This window comes from Brevundimonas sp. ZS04 (genome assembly GCF_001956865.1).
Classification (GTDB): domain Bacteria; phylum Pseudomonadota; class Alphaproteobacteria; order Caulobacterales; family Caulobacteraceae; genus Brevundimonas; species Brevundimonas diminuta.
Map to the genome: position 1 here is coordinate 20499 of NZ_MTHE01000005.1, position 13970 is coordinate 34468.

Below are 13970 nucleotides of genomic sequence, written 5' to 3' on the forward strand. Positions count from 1 at the left end.
GAGCTGCGGCGCCGTCATGTCCGAAAACCGCGAGACAGGGCGGCGCGGCGGGCGCATGTTGCGGGTATGGAAAACGCCCGCGACATGCTGGATCAGGAGGCCTGCTATCGGGCCGTCCTGACGCGCGACCCGCGCTTCGACGGGCGTTTCTTCACCTGCGTGAAGACCACCGGGATCTATTGTCGCCCGGTCTGTCCGGCGCGGACGCCCAAGCGCGAGAACATGCGCTTCGTCGCCAGCGCGGCGGCGGCAGAGGAGGCCGGGTTTCGCGCCTGCCTGCGCTGTCGGCCGGAGACCGCGCCCGACATGGGCGCGTGGCGCGGGACGTCCAACACCGTCAGCCGGGCGCTGAACCTGATCGAGGCGGGGGCTCTGGACGAGGGCGACGTCGACGCCCTGGCCGCCCGTCTGGGCGTGGGCGAGCGACACCTGCGCCGTCTGTTTCGCCAGCACCTGGGCGCCGCCCCGGTCAGCGTGGCCCAGACGCGCCGCGTCCTGCTGGCCAAGGCCCTGATCCACCAGACCGATCTGCCGATGGCCGAGGTCGCCATGGCGTCCGGCTTCGGCAGCGTGCGGCGCTTCAATGAGACGTTTCAGGCCCTGTATGGACGGCCGCCGTCGGCGCTGCGGGCGCGGGCCGAGCGGCCGTGGGATGGAGGCGTGCGGCTGAGCCTGCCCTATCGTCCGCCCTATGAGGTCGAGGCCATGCTGACCGCCCTGAAGGCGAAGGGCGAGACGGTCGAGGGCGGGGTCTGGCGCCGCGTTCTGGCCCCGGCGACAGACGGGGCGGCGGGCGAGGTTTCGGCCCGGTTCGAGGGGAGCGACCGGCTCGCGGTGACGGCGGCGCTGGATGATCTGAAGGCCCTGCCGGGGGTGCTGGCGCGGGTGCGGCGGCTGTTCGACCTGTCGGCCGATCCCGAGGCGATCCGCCGCGACCTGTCTGCGGACCCTGTGCTGGCGCCGCTGGTGAAGGCGCGGCCGGGGCTGCATCTGCCGGGCGTCTGGCTTGATGAGGCGGCAGACATGGCCAGCGACCGGCTTGAGGACGAGCGGCTGGCGGGGCGGGCCGAGCAATGGCGGCCCTGGCGGGCCTATGGCGTGCTGCACCTGCGCGAGGCGGGGATCGACGGCATGACGATCATGGAGAACGACGATGAAAAAGACGCAGCCTGAGACCTTCACCCTGGACCGCATCGCCACGCCGGTCGGCGAGGTGCTGCTGGTCACGGACGCGGACGGCGCCGTGCGCGCCTTCGACTTCACCGACTATGAGGCGCGGATGATGAAGCTGTTGGCCCGCCACTACGGCGAAGCGCGGCTGACGCCGGGGCGGGCGCCCGAAGCCGTTCGGAGCGCCATTATCGCCTATTTCGACGGCGATCTGACGGCGTTGGACGGCCTCGCCGTGAAGACGGGCGGCACGGAGTTCCAGCGCGCGGTCTGGGCGGCGCTGCGGACCATTCCGGCGGGACGGACCTGGAGCTACGGCCAACTGGCCCAGGCCATCGGCAAGCCCGCCGCCGTGCGCGCCGTGGGTCTGGCCAACGGCGCCAATCCGATCGGCGTCATCGTGCCCTGCCATCGGGTCGTCGGGGCTGATGGAACCCTGACCGGTTATGCGGGCGGGCTGGAGCGCAAGCGGTGGCTGCTGGCGCACGAAGCGTCGCAGGAGGGAACGGTGCAAGGGGCGTTTGCGCTAGACTGACAGCGCCCTCCCTTTCGGCGCTCATTTCGGGAGTCTGATGATGAACCTGCCCAACGGGGCCCTGGTCGCCGTCGCCGACGGCGAGAAGCTGAGCCTGTTCCGCAACACCGGCCACAACCTCGACATCCAGCTCAAGCCGATGGCGACGCCCGAGATCCCCGAACGCCTGTCCGGCGCGCCGGGCCGCCGTTCCAGCGACGCCAACCCCGACAACGACACCCAGGCCGAGGACGGCTTCGCCATGGGCGTGGCCGAGGCGCTGAACCACATGGCCCTGACCAACAAGATCGAGGCCCTGGCCGTCGTCGCCGCGCCCAAGACCCTGGGTCAGCTGCGCAAGCATTGGCACAAGACGTTGGAGCAGCGCCTGGTCGGCGAGATCGCCAAGGATCTGGCCGGCCGCCCCGCCGAGGAAATCGCAGAGGCGATCAGCCGGGCGTAGGCGCGGGGGCAAGCGCGAGAGTGACGGGGACGGTTCAGGCCGCCCCGTCCAGAAACAGGCGGCAGGCCGGGTTGTCGGTCTCGTCGACGTAGGGGTAGCCCAGTTCGTCCAGCGCCGCGCTGAGGGCCGCCTGTTGATCCGGCGGGACGCTGACCCCCGCCAGCACCCGGCCCGCGTCGTCGCCGTGGTTGCGATAGTGGAACAGGGTCAGGGCCCAGGCGGGCTGCAGGCTGTTGAGGAAGCGCAGGAAGGCGCCCGGCCGTTCGGGGAATTCGAAGCGCAGCAGACGCTCGTGCGGCAGGCCGATGGTGCGCCCGCCGACCATGTGGCGCACGTGCAGCTTGGCGGTCTCATTGTCGCTCATGTCCACGACGGAATAGCCGTCGGCGGTCAGGCGCCTGAGCAGGCTTTCGCGCTCGGCGGCGCCGTCGCGCAGGGCTACGCCGACGAAGATCTGGGCCGCGCCGTCGCCGGACCAGCGGTAGTTGAACTCCGTGATGGAACGGCCGTCGAGGCTGCGCAGGAAGCGGTGATAGTCCTCGCGCCGGTCGGGCATGGAGACGGCGAACAGAGCCTCGGCGCCCTCGCCGATCTCGGCCCGCTCGGCGACGTGGCGCAGGCGGTCGAAGTTGACGTTGGCGCCCGAGTTGATCGCCACCAACGCTCCCGATCCGGGATGGCGCGCGGCCCAGGCCTTGAGCCCGGCCAGGGCCACGGCGCCCGACGGCTCGGCCACGGCGCGCACGTCGTCGAAGATGTCCTTGACCGCCGCGCAGATGGCGTCCGTGTCCACCAGCACGATCTCGTCCAGCAGGTCGCGGCACAGGCGGAAGGTCTCGGACCCGGCGCGGCGCACCGCCACCCCGTCGGCGAACAGGCCGACTTGATCCAGATCGACCACGCGCCCGGCCTCGATGGCGCTCTTCATCGTCGGGGCCTCGGCGGGTTCGACGCCGATCAGCCGCGTCTCGGGCCGCAGGAAACGGACGATGGCCGCCACCCCCGCCGCCAGCCCGCCGCCGCCGATGGGGATGAAGACGGCGTCGATGGGGTCCGGGTGCTGGCGCAGGATCTCCAGCCCGACCGTGCCTTGCCCCGCGATGACGTCGGGGTCGTCGAAGGGATGGACGAAGGTCGCGCCGGTCTGTTTCTCCAGCGTGCGGGCGTGGGCGTAGGCGTCGTCGAAGCTTTCGCCGTGCAGCACCACCTGGCCGCCCAGCCCCTGAACCGCCGCCACCTTGATGCCCGGCGTGGTGGTCGGCATGACGATGGTCGCCGCCGCTCCGCGTTTGGCCGCCGCCAGCGCCACCCCCTGCGCGTGATTGCCCGCCGAGGCGCAGATGACGCCGCGCGCCAGCTCGGCCTCGCTCAGGGCCGCGATCCGGTTGTAGGCGCCCCGGATCTTGAACGAGAAGACCGGCTGCAGATCCTCGCGCTTCAGCAGGGCGGGGCGCCCGATCCGCGCCGACAGCCGCTTCAGCGGATCGAGCGGGGTCTCTACAGCCACGTCATAGACGCGGGCGGTCAGTATGCGGCGGACGGTGTCTTGCACGATGATCTCGGTCAGGCGGCGCAGGGGAGGATGAAGCGTGTCCCGGTCTAGGCGATGCTGCGGCGCATGAGAACGAAAATTGCGTTCTAGCCTTCTCCCCTTGCGGGAGAAGGAAGGTTGGGGTCTTGCGATGTAACCCGTAGGTGATATGTAACCCGTAGGTGATATGTAACCTGTAGGTGTCATGTGAGGGGCGGATGAGCGACGAACTCGAAAGAGCGAAGGCGAACGAGCGACGTCGGGTGCGGCGGCTGCAGATGATCGCGGCTCTGGGCGGCGTGGGCCTCACGGCGGCCTTCTGCGGTGTCCTGATGGTCAAGCGTAGCGAAGGCCGGACGGTGACCGTCGGGGCTATCCTGGCCTTGCTCGGACTCTGCGCTGTCGTCGTTTCGATGGTGCTGGGAACACACAATGGACCGGATTCCGACACCATACGGGTGGAGCGCTCCAAGGAGGGCTATCGCGACACCGTCCAGAAGAAGCGCGCCGTGTCGATGGCGTTCATGCCGTTTGCGTCGCTCTTTCTTGTCTATCAGGGCACGATCTCGGCCTGGGCTATCGCCGGAGGTCAGGGCGAGGCGCTGAATTGGATGATGGTGGCGCTGTCGCCGATGATGTCGGCGGTGCACCTGATGATGGTCACGGGTTTCGATATTCGTGGCGACAAGAAGATGAAGCGGCTGCTGGAGGACGAACTGACCTTGTCCTTCCGGCGCTCGGCGCTGAACGCAGCCCTGGGCGTGGCGCTGGCGGGGATGGTGGTCGTCTTCGCCCTGGGCCTGTGGAAGCCGCAGGCGGCGGTGGCGGCCATGCCGGGGCTGATGTTCGTCACGGCCTCGGCGGCGGGGCTGCGTTACTGGCAGCTGGACCGGCGGGCCGCCGGTGGCTGATCCGCGTCTGTTCGTGAAGCTGAAGGCCGTCCGCACGGCGGCGGGCCTGACGCAGCAGGAACTGGCCGACCGGGCCGGGCTGTCGCGCAAGACGGTGAATACGGTGGAGAACGGGGTCTTCACCCCTTCGGTGCTGGTGGCCCTGACGCTGGCGCAGGCGCTGGGCGTGCCGCTGGACGCTCTGTTCACCCTGGAAGACTGAGCCGATTTCCCTTGCGCCGTGTGCGGAAGAGCCTACATTGCGCCTGCTTATGCTAAGTTTGAGCATAAGTCGGGGCCGCGCAGACGGCCGATAGGGAGTAGGGACGATGGCGGACGGCGCTTTCGGTCTGTCGAAGGAACTGGCGGAAGAAACCGCTCCGGTGTGGGAGAAGGTCAAGGACCACGTCACGCCGTTGGAATGGCCCGAGCAGGCCCGGCTGATCAGCGAGATCAACCGGCTGAAGCGCGAGCGCGACGCGGTCATCCTGGCCCACAACTATATGACGCCCGAGATCTTTCACGGCGTGGGCGACTATGTCGGCGACAGCCTGGGGCTGGCCAAGGAGGCCGCGCGTTCGGACGCCAAGGTGATCGTTCAGGCGGGCGTTCACTTCATGGCCGAGACGTCCAAGATCCTGTCGCCGGAGAAGACGGTGCTGATCCCCGACCTGCGCGCGGGCTGTTCGCTGGCGTCCTCGATCACGGGGGCGGACGTGCGGCTGATCAAGGAGCGGCATCCGGGCCTGCCGGTCGTCACCTATGTGAACACCACGGCTGATGTGAAGGCCGAGACGGACATCTGCTGCACCAGCGCCAACGCCGTGCAGGTCGTCGAATGGGCGGCCAAGGAATGGGGCGTCGACAAGGTCATCCTGATCCCCGACGAATATCTGGCGCGCAATGTCGCGGCGCAGACGACGGTGGGCATCATCGCCTGGGCGGGCCATTGCGAGGTGCACAAGCGCTTCACCACGCAGGACATCGCCGATATGCGCGACGCCTGGCCGGACGCCGAGGTGCTGGCTCACCCGGAATGCCCTGAAGAGATCCTGCGCGCCGCTGACTTCGCCGGTTCGACGGCCGCCATGACCGAATATGTCGAGCAGCGTCGGCCCAAGCGGGTGGTGCTGATCACCGAATGCTCGATGGCCTCCAACATCAAGGGCGACGTGCCCGAGGTGGAGTTCGTCGGGCCGTGCAACCTGTGCCCGCACATGAAGCGCATCACGCTGGAGAACATCCGCGACTGCCTGCTGCACATGCAGTTCGAGGTGACGGTTCCCGAAGACATGCTGGAGAAGGCGCGCCTGGCGGTGCAGCGGATGATCGACCTGCCGCCGCCGTCGAAGCCCGCGCGCTACGACCTGATCAAGGCGCGGCATCATGTCGATGTGGAGCTGATCTGACGGCCCTGCGGCGACGCGGCCCGTTGCGGGTCGGTCGTCGTGCGCCCAGTTCGAATCCATGAGCGACACAGACAACACCCTTCCCTCCGGCGGCCGTAAACCCGGACCCTGGGATGCGCGGCCGGAAGAGGCGGCGCCTGCGCCTGCGCGCGAGGCCCCCCGCTACAGCGCGCGCCATGAGGCGCCGCAGGAGGACAAGGGCCAGCACCCGGTCTGGGCGGTGGTCTCGACCCTGCTGATGGCGGGTTTCCTGTGGTTCCTGACCGGCAGCTGGGTGGTGGCGGGGGCGGTGCTGTTCGGCCTGTTCGTGCACGAGTACGGCCATGTGCTGGCGATGAACCGGGTCGGCATGGGGCCGGCGCGCATCTACATCATCCCCTTCCTGGGCGGACTGGCGAAGGGCCAGCGTGAGCCGAAGAGCGAGTGGCACGGGGTGCTGGTGTCGCTGGCGGGGCCGGCGTTCGGCCTGCTGGCCATGATCCCCTTCGTGGCCGTGGGCCTGGCGATGAAGTCGCCGGAATGGCTGATGGGCGCCTTCTTCATCGCCATGATCAATCTACTGAACCTGCTGCCCGCCCCGCCGCTGGACGGGTCCAAGGCGCTGGGGCCGGTGCTCACGCGGGTGCATCCGCGGTTGGAGCAGGTGGTGCTGCTGCTCATCGGCGGCCTGGCCGTGTGGTGGGGCGTGTCGACGGGGCGGTTCATCCTGGCGGTCTTTCTGGGGCTGGCGGTGTTCGGCCATCTGAAGCGCGGCGTCTGGCGCGCGGCGTGGGGACAGCTGAGCTGGCCCGAGGCGGGGCGCAGCCTGGCCCTTTACCTGCTGACGGCCGTGGTCTGCGCGGCGGCGGCGATCGGCGCCCTGCTGCCGCTGACGGGCGGGGCGGTCGAACCGGCGTTCGAGATGGGCCTGCGGTTCTTCGGCTTGGGAGGCCGCTAGGCGAATGGCGCGCATCCGGCATGACGGGCCTCTGATCATCGGCGGCGGGCTGGCGGGCCTGTCGGCGGCGCTGGAGGCGGCCGGGGCGCTGGGGGCGGACGGCAAGGTGCTGGTGGTGACGCCCGAGCCGTTGTTGAACGCCTGCTCCTCGGCCTGGGCGCAGGGCGGGATGGCGGCGGCCCTGTCGCCGCAGGACAGCGCGGCCCTGCACGCCAAGGACACCGAAGGCGCGGGCGCGGGCCTGGTCGAGGCCGAGGCGGCGCGCGCCCTGACGATGCGGGGACGTGAGACGGTCGAGTGGCTGGCGGCGCTGGGCGCGCCCTTCGACCGCGACGCCGACGGCGGCTTTTCCGTCAGTCTGGAGGCGGCGCACAGCCTGCCGCGCGTGGCGCGGGTCGGCGGCGACGGCGCGGGTCGGGCCATACTGTCGGCCGTGGTCGCCGCCGCGCGGGCGACGAAGGCCATTGAGATCTGGGAAGACGGAAGGCTGCGCGGCCTAATCCGCGACGTCGACGGACGGGTGCGCGGCGCGGTGATCGAACGCCGAGGCGGCCGGTTGGATGAAGTGTTTGCGTCTGCCGTGGTGTTGGCGACCGGCGGCGTCGGCGGCCTGTTCGAGGCGACGACCAATCCGTCCGCCCTGCGCGGCGAGGGGCTGGCGCTGGCCTGGCAGGCCGGGGCCGAGGTGCTGGACCCCGAGTTCGTGCAGTTCCACCCGACGGCGATCGATGTGGGACTGGACCCGGCGCCGCTGGCGACCGAGGCCCTGCGCGGCGAGGGCGCGCGGCTGGTCGATGGCGACGGCGCCTTCCTGCTGGGCGATCATCCCGACGCGGATCTGGCGCCGAGGGATATCGTGGCGCGCGCTGTTCACGCGGCGCGGGTCGAGGGGCGCGGCGCCTTCCTCGACGCGACCGGGGCGGTGGGCGAGGCCTTTCCGCATGAGTTTCCGGCTGTCTTCGCCGCCTGCATGAGGGCGGGGCTGGACCCGCGCGTCAGCCCGATTCCGGTGGCGGCGGCGGCCCACTATCACATGGGCGGCATCGTCGCCGACGACGAGGGGCGCACCTCGGTCCCCGGCCTGTTCGCCATCGGCGAGTGCGCGGCGACGGGGGTGCATGGGGCCAACCGGCTGGCGTCCAACTCCCTGCTGGAGGCGGGCGCCTTCGGGCGGCGCGCGGGCCGGGCGGCGGCGGCCGAGGTCCAGCCCGAGCGGCGGCCGCTGGCGGCGGCGCAGGCGATGACGGATCTGCCGCCCGAGGCGCTGGCGGCCTTGCGCGCCGCCATGACGCGCCATGCGGGCGTGGTGCGGGACGAGGCGGGGCTGACGGCGCTGCTGGCCCTGATCGACGACCTGGCGAAGGCGCATCCGACGGCGGCGTGCCTGGCGGCGGCGCGGCTGGTGGCCGAAGGGGCGCTGAACCGGCGCGAAAGCCGGGGCGGCCACTATCGCCGCGACTTCCCCGACAGTCTGCCGAGGGCCGAGCACACGCGGATGCGCGCAGCGCCGGCGCCGGCGCGCGACGAAGAGGCCGAGGCGGCGACGCTCGCCGCCCTGGCGGCCGTGATCTGAATGACGAAGGACGTTTCCGTGACCCGAACCCTGCCGGACCTGCTGATCGAGCCCGTGGTGCGCATGGCGCTGGCCGAGGATCTGGGGCGCACGGGCGATGTGACGGCGCAGGCCTGCATCCCCGAGGACGCCCGCTTCAGCGCCGTGTTTTCAGCGCGTCAGGCGGGGGTGATGGCCGGCGGGGCGGTCGCGCGGATCGCCGTCCACGCGCTGGACCCGCAGGCGACGGTGACGGTGAAGGTCGCCGACGGCGAGGCGTTCGAGGCCGGGGCCGTGCTGATCGCGGTCGAGGCCAACGCCCGCGCCTTGCTGGCGGCCGAGCGGACGGCGCTGAACCTGCTGGGCCGGATGTGCGGCATCGCCACCCTGACGCGGACCTATGTGCAGGCCGTGGCGGGAACGAGCGCCCGCATCGCCGACACGCGCAAGACGACGCCGGGGCTGCGCGCGCTGGAGAAGCACGCGGTGGCCTGCGGCGGCGGGCTGAACCATCGCTTCGGTCTGGATGACGCCATCCTGATCAAGGACAACCACGTCGCCGTCTGCGGCGGGGCGGGCGAGGCGGTGCGCCGCGCCAGGGCCTTCGCCCCCCACCTGATGAAGGTCGAGGTCGAGGTCGACAGTCTGGATCAGCTGGACGAGGTGCTGCCCGAGCGGCCGGACGTCGTCATGCTGGACAACTTCAGCCTGGACGACATGGCCGAGGCGGTGCGGCGGGTGCGCGACAGCGCCTTCGGGCCGGTGGTGCTGGAGGCGTCGGGCGGGGTGAACCTGAGCACCGTCGCAGGCATCGCCGCGACGGGGGTGGATGTCATCTCCGTGGGCGCCCTGACCCATTCGGTCATGCAGCTCGACATCGGCCTGGACGCCGGCTGAGCGGACGCGGACCGGGGTTTTTCGGGGAACGGGCCCGGCGGGGGGCCGTTTTCATGGGGCGGGAGGGCGCGACCTCGAAGGAGAGACGCCATGACCAGGGCCCCACAGCCGCCCAGGGAGCAACGCAGCTTCGCCGATCGCGGCGCCCAGCTGAAGGATGAGGCCGCCGCTGATCGGCGCGACCGAGCGAACGGCGTGCAGTCCGGTCAGCCGGGCGACGCAGACGTCAACCTGAGCCAGCAGGGGCGCTACGGCAATCTGCAGCAGAATCTGACGACCCACCGCCAGACGCACCCTTGAGGCGCGCGATCAGGCCTCGGCGTTGACCGTGACGGGTGCGGCGGCGGGCTTCGGCGCGGCCGGGGGCGTCGCCGTCGGTGCGGGCGTCGCGGAGGCGCGCGGCGCGGCGACCGGACGCTCTTCCGTCTTGCCGCCGGAGGTCAGGGCTTCGCGGGCCAGGACGGCGGTGTAGGCCACGGCGCCCGAGGCGTTGCGGGCGGTCTCCACCGGGTCGAGGCTGGCCTGAATCAGGCGCGGAGCCTGCTCGGCCGGACCCGACGGGCGCGGGTTGTAGGCGAAGGCCTGGCTGCCGCCCGAGCGGCCGCCGAAGCGGTAGAACAGGTGGTCGCCGACCTGGTTCACGCGCACCAGGCTGTTGCGCCACGACGGCGAGACGGCGGTGGTGTGGAAGTGGGTGGCGTTGCCGACGGCGGCGAAGACCTGGCCCGACAGAGCCTTGGTCGCCACTTCACGAGCGCGGTTCCAGGCGGCGCGATTGACGCGGCCGCGCATGGCGCCGTTGCAGGTGAAGCTGAACTGGCAGCCCGTGCTGCGATTGGCGCCCTGATAGACGACGCTGCAGACGGTGTTGGGGAAGGCGGGGTGGCGGGCGCGGTTCAGCACCACCTGGGCCACGGCCTTCATGCCGTCGCGGCCTTCGCCGCGCGCTTCATAATAGACGGCCTGGGTCAGGCAATCGAGGTCGCGCGACTGGTCCAGGGCGCCGTCGAGGCGAAAAGGACGGGCGGCGGAGACCTTGGTCGCGGACTCACGGCGCAGGCCGTCCTGGCCCTGAAGCTGCTCCAGGCGGGCGGTCAGCAGTTCGGCCTGGCGGTCGCGCTGGGCCGAGCCGGCGACGGAATAGGGGTCATGGCGATGGGCGATGGTCAGGGCGCTGGCGTCCAGACCGCCAGCCGCCTGGGCCAGGGCTTCCTGGGTGTAGCCGCCGGCGCCGGCGCCCTGCAGGCGCTCGGCCTGGGCGCGCACGGTCGAGGCCTGGGCGGCCAGGCCGCCCAGATAGGCCCCTCCGACTGCGAGGCCGACGACGCCGCCGAACGCCGCCGCAGCCGTCGTGGGGCGCAGGCGGAATGAGCGGGCGGCGTGCATCAGCGCACGCGTCTGCGAGGAGAGAAACAAAGGCGTAGTCCTGTACAACAGGGCGAGGATGCCGCCCCCGTAGATCCCGAACCCCGGCGACAAGGACGCGTCGCGCTTAAGCAGGTCGGGCGAACGCCGACTGAACGCCGGCCCTCGAAGGCGGGCCTTTATCCATCCGATCATGGCCTCAATGTGACTGATTCGCTAGAATTGTAATTTCCTCAGCATAGGGAAAATGACATTCAGTCATTATTTGGATTGTTTTTAATCGTGACGAAATTGCGCCTTAGAATTTCTTATGAAGACTGTATTTGTATGCTGATGGAAGATTGGCGCTGATGTGCGTGGGGTGCGAATAAGCTATTGATCAGGGTGTGACATCTTGTTCGTCAGAGTCGCGCCATAGATGGGAACCCGCCTGCGACTCTCGCGTTGCAAGCTGTGCTATTTCAAGGAGTTGACCCATGACCCGCATCGCTTCCCGTCTGGCCGTCCTGGCGCTGGCCGGGGCCGGAGCCCTGGCGCTGTCGGCCTGCGGCCACAGCATTGAACAGAAGGCCGCCACCGGCGCGATCGCCGGGGCCGTGGTGGCCGGTCCGGTCGGAGCGGCGGTCGGCGGCGCCGCCGGCGCGGCCGTCGGCCACGCCCAGAAGCCGCACTGATTCATCGACATGGATGCGGCCGCGTCGAGCGGCCGTATTCTGCGTTCTGGCGGCCCCATCGCCGCTAAATCCCATGAAAACGGGCCGTAGAGCTTGATTTCGGCGTGAAATTCGGCTTTGGCCTCGCGCCGGGTCGAGCGCGTCGAGATGCGCCTTCCGGCCCGATCTGCGGCCGTCGCCCTGGCGATCGGCCTTTTTCGTCATATCCATTCCCTATCAAGGACACCCGCCTCTCAGCATGCGCGACCTCAAGAACACTGGCTTCAACGACCGCCTGTCCGCCCAGAAAGACGCCAAACAAGCCCTGCTGGCCCGGTTCAAGCCGAAGCCGACCGTTCAGGATCCCGAGTTCGAGAAACTCGCCGAAAAGCGCGCCGCCGAGAAGGAAGCGATCCGCCAGCAGCACGAACTGGCCAAGGCCGAGGCGCGCCGCGAGAAGGCTGAGAAGGAAGCCGCCCGCCTGGCCGCCGAAATGGCCGCCCAGGAAGAGGTCGACGCCGCCAAGCGCGCCGCCCGCAAGGAGCGCAAGCAACTGACCAAGGAAGAGCAGAAGGCGGCCCGCGACGCGCGCTACGCCGCCCGCAAGGCGCGCCAGCGCTAAGCACGCGCCATGCCCCCTCCTTGACCGGTAGGGGCAACGCTCAAGCGGCCGTCGCGTTACAGGGGCGAAGATTCCTGCGACGCGTCGCCGCCGACCTCTTGGATCGTGCGTTCGGCGACCTAACTGCAAGGCTGATCTTCACACAGCACTGCCAACGGGAGCCGTCATGAACGCCATCGACACCGGTCTCAAGCCCAAGGAACGCGCCGACGTCGCGCGCGAACTGTCCAAGGCCCTGGCCGACAGCTACGCCCTCTATCTGAAGACGCACGGCTATCACTGGAACGTGCGCGGGCCGGAGTTCTTCAGCCTGCACAACCTGCTGGAAGAGCAGTACCGCGAGATCTGGGCCGCCCTGGACGACATCGCCGAGCGCATCCGCGCCCTGGGCGAACTGGCGCCGCAGAGCGCCTCGGCCTTCGCCAATCTGACCTCGATCAAGGACGGCGATCCGGAGAAGGATGCGTCCGAGATGCTCAAGGAGCTGATCAAGGACCACGGCGTGGTCATCTCGACCGCGCGTGCGGCCCTGGACGCCGCCGACGAGGTGGGGGACGAGGCCTCGGTCGACCTGATGACCCAGCGTCTGGCCGCCCATGAAAAGGCCGCCTGGATGCTGCGCTCCAGCCTGGGCGATCGTTAAGCGGCGAGGAGATCGCCGCTTCCGCCTCACGGAACGGTAATCTTCGCGTCTGAAAAGCGCCGGATTGGGCGGTCATGCAGATCGCTGATTTCCGGCGCCGTCAGACGCCGCTATACGGACACCGCATGAACCTCGGCCGCCTTACGCCGCTGAAGACGACCGGACGCCGGGCTGTGGCAGCGGCGCCCGCCGCCATGGCCGTGACCCTGGCGGCGATGGGCGTGGCCATGTCGGCCAGTTCGACGCCGCGCCCCGACATCGACCGCACCGCCGAAGCCGTGGCCCGCGCCACGGGCGGCGACCTGGGGCCGGACGGCCTGGCGGCGGTGACGGCGCGGATGGATGCGGGGCAACTGGCGATCGCGCGTCGGCACGACCCGGCTCTGGGCCTGCCGGAACTTTACGGCCTGACCCCCGGTTGGGAGAGCCTGACCCTGGGCGGCAAGCCCAGCCTGGATCAGGGCGCGGTGGGCGTCGCGGCGCAGCAGTTGAACGCCGCCATGCCCAACGCCTTGGGCGCGCTTCAGCCCGCGCGGCCCTTCCTGTTCCGCCCGGCGGACGAGGCGTCGCGCAAGCGCGCCCTGCGCTGTCTGACCCAGGCGGTCTATTACGAGGCGGCGCTGGAGCCGACCGAGGGGCAGGAGGGCGTGGCCCAGGTCGTGCTGAACCGGGTGCGCGATCCCAACTATCCCGCCAGCGTCTGCGGCGTCGTCTATCAGGGCGCAGAGCGGACCACGGGCTGCCAGTTCAGCTTCACCTGCGACGGCTCCCTGGCGCGGGGCCCGGTGCGCTGGGCCTGGGACCGGGCCGAGCGGGTCGCGGCGCGCGCCCTGAACGGCCATGTGTCCGAGCGCGTGGGCACGGCGACCCACTACCACGCCGACTACGTCCACCCCTGGTGGTCGCCCAGCCTGGCCAAGATCACCCAGGTCGGGGCGCACATCTTCTATCGCTGGAAGGGCGCGGCCGGTGAGACGGCCGCCTTCGTCACCGCCTATTCCGGCCGCGAGCCGTCGATCGACGAGGCCCGCTTCGCCCAGTCGCGCGTTCTGCTGGCCACGGCCGCCGACAGCGTGGAAGCGGCGCTGGAGGGCGCCAAGTCGGGCGAACTGCGCACGGTCGAGATCGACGGCCAGACCCGCGTGGTGGGCGTCGCCAGCCTGGGCGGCCGCCGCCAGGCCGGCAAGGATGAGATCGCCGCCATCAACGAACGGCTCAAGGCCTTCGAGAGCGGCGCCGTCCCCAGCGTGACCGTGACCGCCCCGCCGCCTGCGGGCGTCACCCCCATGGCGGTCGAAGAGGTCGGCAAGCCTCAGGGTTGAGG

16 protein-coding genes are annotated in these 13970 nt (G+C 70.2%); 14 read left to right on the forward strand and 2 right to left on the reverse strand.

The features are described 5' to 3' along the window. The first annotated feature begins 66 nt into the window (after nt 1–66). Genes BJP32_RS08030 through BJP32_RS08040 form a run of 3 tightly spaced genes read left to right on the forward strand, consistent with a single transcriptional unit; the run spans nt 67 to nt 2147 of the window. A complete protein-coding gene (locus tag BJP32_RS08030; protein WP_076223597.1) occupies nt 67–1173 on the forward strand; it encodes a bifunctional transcriptional activator/DNA repair enzyme AdaA in 1107 nt (368 codons plus the stop codon). After that, a complete protein-coding gene (locus BJP32_RS08035) occupies nt 1154–1705 on the forward strand; it encodes a methylated-DNA--[protein]-cysteine S-methyltransferase (RefSeq protein WP_076223598.1) in 552 nt (183 codons plus the stop codon). The genes BJP32_RS08030 and BJP32_RS08035 overlap by 20 nt, the downstream gene beginning before the upstream one ends. 40 nt (nt 1706–1745) lie before the next feature. Then, nucleotides 1746–2147 carry a host attachment family protein gene (locus BJP32_RS08040; protein WP_223850887.1) on the forward strand — a complete coding sequence of 134 codons (402 nt, stop codon included), beginning with the start codon at nt 1746–1748 and terminating at the stop codon, nt 2145–2147. 34 nt (nt 2148–2181) lie between these two features. On the opposite strand, the gene ilvA is transcribed toward BJP32_RS08040, so the two are convergent. Continuing rightward, nucleotides 2182–3702: a threonine ammonia-lyase, biosynthetic gene (gene ilvA / locus BJP32_RS08045; RefSeq protein ID WP_369822398.1), complete on the reverse strand. Its 1521-nt coding sequence runs from the start codon at nt 3700–3702 to the stop codon at nt 2182–2184. A 194-nt stretch (nt 3703–3896) separates the two neighbouring features. Here ilvA and BJP32_RS08050 point away from each other — a divergent pair, with 194 nt between their 5' ends. The 7 genes from BJP32_RS08050 (at nt 3897) to BJP32_RS08080 (ending at nt 9663) form a co-directional block, all read left to right on the forward strand. Beyond that, entirely contained in the window at nt 3897–4589 is a 693-nt protein-coding gene (locus BJP32_RS08050) for a hypothetical protein (protein WP_076223601.1), read from the forward strand. Next, nucleotides 4582–4791, forward strand: coding sequence for a helix-turn-helix transcriptional regulator (locus tag BJP32_RS08055; RefSeq protein WP_076223603.1), 210 nt, complete (start codon nt 4582–4584; stop codon nt 4789–4791). Before BJP32_RS08050 ends, BJP32_RS08055 begins: the two co-directional genes overlap by 8 nt. A gap of 106 nt (nt 4792–4897) precedes the next feature. Next, the gene (gene nadA / locus BJP32_RS08060; RefSeq protein WP_076223604.1) at nt 4898–5977 is read left to right on the forward strand and encodes a quinolinate synthase NadA; all 1080 of its coding nucleotides are present in this window, start codon (nt 4898–4900) and stop codon (nt 5975–5977) included. Between the two features lie 58 nt (nt 5978–6035). Next, complete coding sequence (locus BJP32_RS08065) at nt 6036–6914, forward strand: metalloprotease (protein ID WP_076223606.1); 879 nt, start codon at nt 6036–6038, stop codon at nt 6912–6914. Nucleotides 6915–6918: 4 nt separating this feature from the next. Beyond that, entirely contained in the window at nt 6919–8487 is a 1569-nt protein-coding gene (locus BJP32_RS08070) for an L-aspartate oxidase (protein ID WP_046652216.1), read from the forward strand. Further along, nucleotides 8488–9363, forward strand: coding sequence for a carboxylating nicotinate-nucleotide diphosphorylase (gene nadC / locus BJP32_RS08075; protein WP_046652215.1), 876 nt, complete (start codon nt 8488–8490; stop codon nt 9361–9363). It abuts the gene before it with no gap. 90 nt (nt 9364–9453) lie between these two features. Continuing rightward, nucleotides 9454–9663: a hypothetical protein gene (locus tag BJP32_RS08080; RefSeq protein ID WP_003166084.1), complete on the forward strand. Its 210-nt coding sequence runs from the start codon at nt 9454–9456 to the stop codon at nt 9661–9663. Nucleotides 9664–9672: 9 nt separating this feature from the next. Here BJP32_RS08080 and BJP32_RS08085 read toward each other — a convergent pair whose 3' ends face one another. Continuing rightward, nucleotides 9673–10749 (reverse strand): cell wall hydrolase, encoded by a 1077-nt coding sequence (locus BJP32_RS08085; RefSeq protein WP_076223607.1) that lies wholly within the window; start codon nt 10747–10749, stop codon nt 9673–9675. 455 nt (nt 10750–11204) lie between these two features. Between BJP32_RS08085 and BJP32_RS08090 the strand changes: the two genes are divergently transcribed. From BJP32_RS08090 to BJP32_RS08105, 4 genes are all read left to right on the forward strand, one after another. Beyond that, the gene (locus BJP32_RS08090; protein WP_076223609.1) at nt 11205–11402 is read left to right on the forward strand and encodes a hypothetical protein; all 198 of its coding nucleotides are present in this window, start codon (nt 11205–11207) and stop codon (nt 11400–11402) included. 238 nt (nt 11403–11640) lie between these two features. Beyond that, on the forward strand, nt 11641–12003 hold the full coding sequence (locus BJP32_RS08095; RefSeq protein ID WP_003166083.1) for a DUF6481 family protein: 363 nt from the start codon (nt 11641–11643) through the stop codon (nt 12001–12003). A gap of 166 nt (nt 12004–12169) precedes the next feature. After that, entirely contained in the window at nt 12170–12646 is a 477-nt protein-coding gene (locus BJP32_RS08100) for a Dps family protein (RefSeq protein ID WP_003166082.1), read from the forward strand. 74 nt (nt 12647–12720) lie between these two features. Continuing rightward, nucleotides 12721–13968, forward strand: a complete 1248-nt coding sequence (locus BJP32_RS08105) for a cell wall hydrolase (protein ID WP_233126776.1) — start codon at nt 12721–12723, stop codon at nt 13966–13968. The last annotated feature ends 2 nt before the right edge of the window (nt 13969–13970 follow it).

Excerpts from the sequence above, each read along its gene's own strand:
- BJP32_RS08035 (WP_076223598.1), top strand. The coding sequence starts at position 1,154 with ATGAAAAAGACGCAGCCTGAGACCTTCACCCTGGACCGCATCGCCACG.
- BJP32_RS08085 (WP_076223607.1), bottom strand. The coding sequence starts at position 10,749 with ATGCACGCCGCCCGCTCATTCCGCCTGCGCCCCACGACGGCTGCGGCG.
- nadC (WP_046652215.1), top strand. The coding sequence starts at position 8,488 with ATGACGAAGGACGTTTCCGTGACCCGAACCCTGCCGGACCTGCTGATC.
- BJP32_RS08090 (WP_076223609.1), top strand. The coding sequence starts at position 11,205 with ATGACCCGCATCGCTTCCCGTCTGGCCGTCCTGGCGCTGGCCGGGGCC.
- BJP32_RS08095 (WP_003166083.1), top strand. The coding sequence starts at position 11,641 with ATGCGCGACCTCAAGAACACTGGCTTCAACGACCGCCTGTCCGCCCAG.
- BJP32_RS08040 (WP_223850887.1), top strand. The coding sequence starts at position 1,746 with ATGAACCTGCCCAACGGGGCCCTGGTCGCCGTCGCCGACGGCGAGAAG.
- BJP32_RS08030 (WP_076223597.1), top strand. The coding sequence starts at position 67 with ATGGAAAACGCCCGCGACATGCTGGATCAGGAGGCCTGCTATCGGGCC.
- BJP32_RS08070 (WP_046652216.1), top strand. The coding sequence starts at position 6,919 with ATGGCGCGCATCCGGCATGACGGGCCTCTGATCATCGGCGGCGGGCTG.
- BJP32_RS08100 (WP_003166082.1), top strand. The coding sequence starts at position 12,170 with ATGAACGCCATCGACACCGGTCTCAAGCCCAAGGAACGCGCCGACGTC.
- nadA (WP_076223604.1), top strand. The coding sequence starts at position 4,898 with ATGGCGGACGGCGCTTTCGGTCTGTCGAAGGAACTGGCGGAAGAAACC.
- BJP32_RS08050 (WP_076223601.1), top strand. The coding sequence starts at position 3,897 with ATGAGCGACGAACTCGAAAGAGCGAAGGCGAACGAGCGACGTCGGGTG.
- BJP32_RS08105 (WP_233126776.1), top strand. The coding sequence starts at position 12,721 with ATGCAGATCGCTGATTTCCGGCGCCGTCAGACGCCGCTATACGGACAC.
- BJP32_RS08065 (WP_076223606.1), top strand. The coding sequence starts at position 6,036 with ATGAGCGACACAGACAACACCCTTCCCTCCGGCGGCCGTAAACCCGGA.
- BJP32_RS08080 (WP_003166084.1), top strand. The coding sequence starts at position 9,454 with ATGACCAGGGCCCCACAGCCGCCCAGGGAGCAACGCAGCTTCGCCGAT.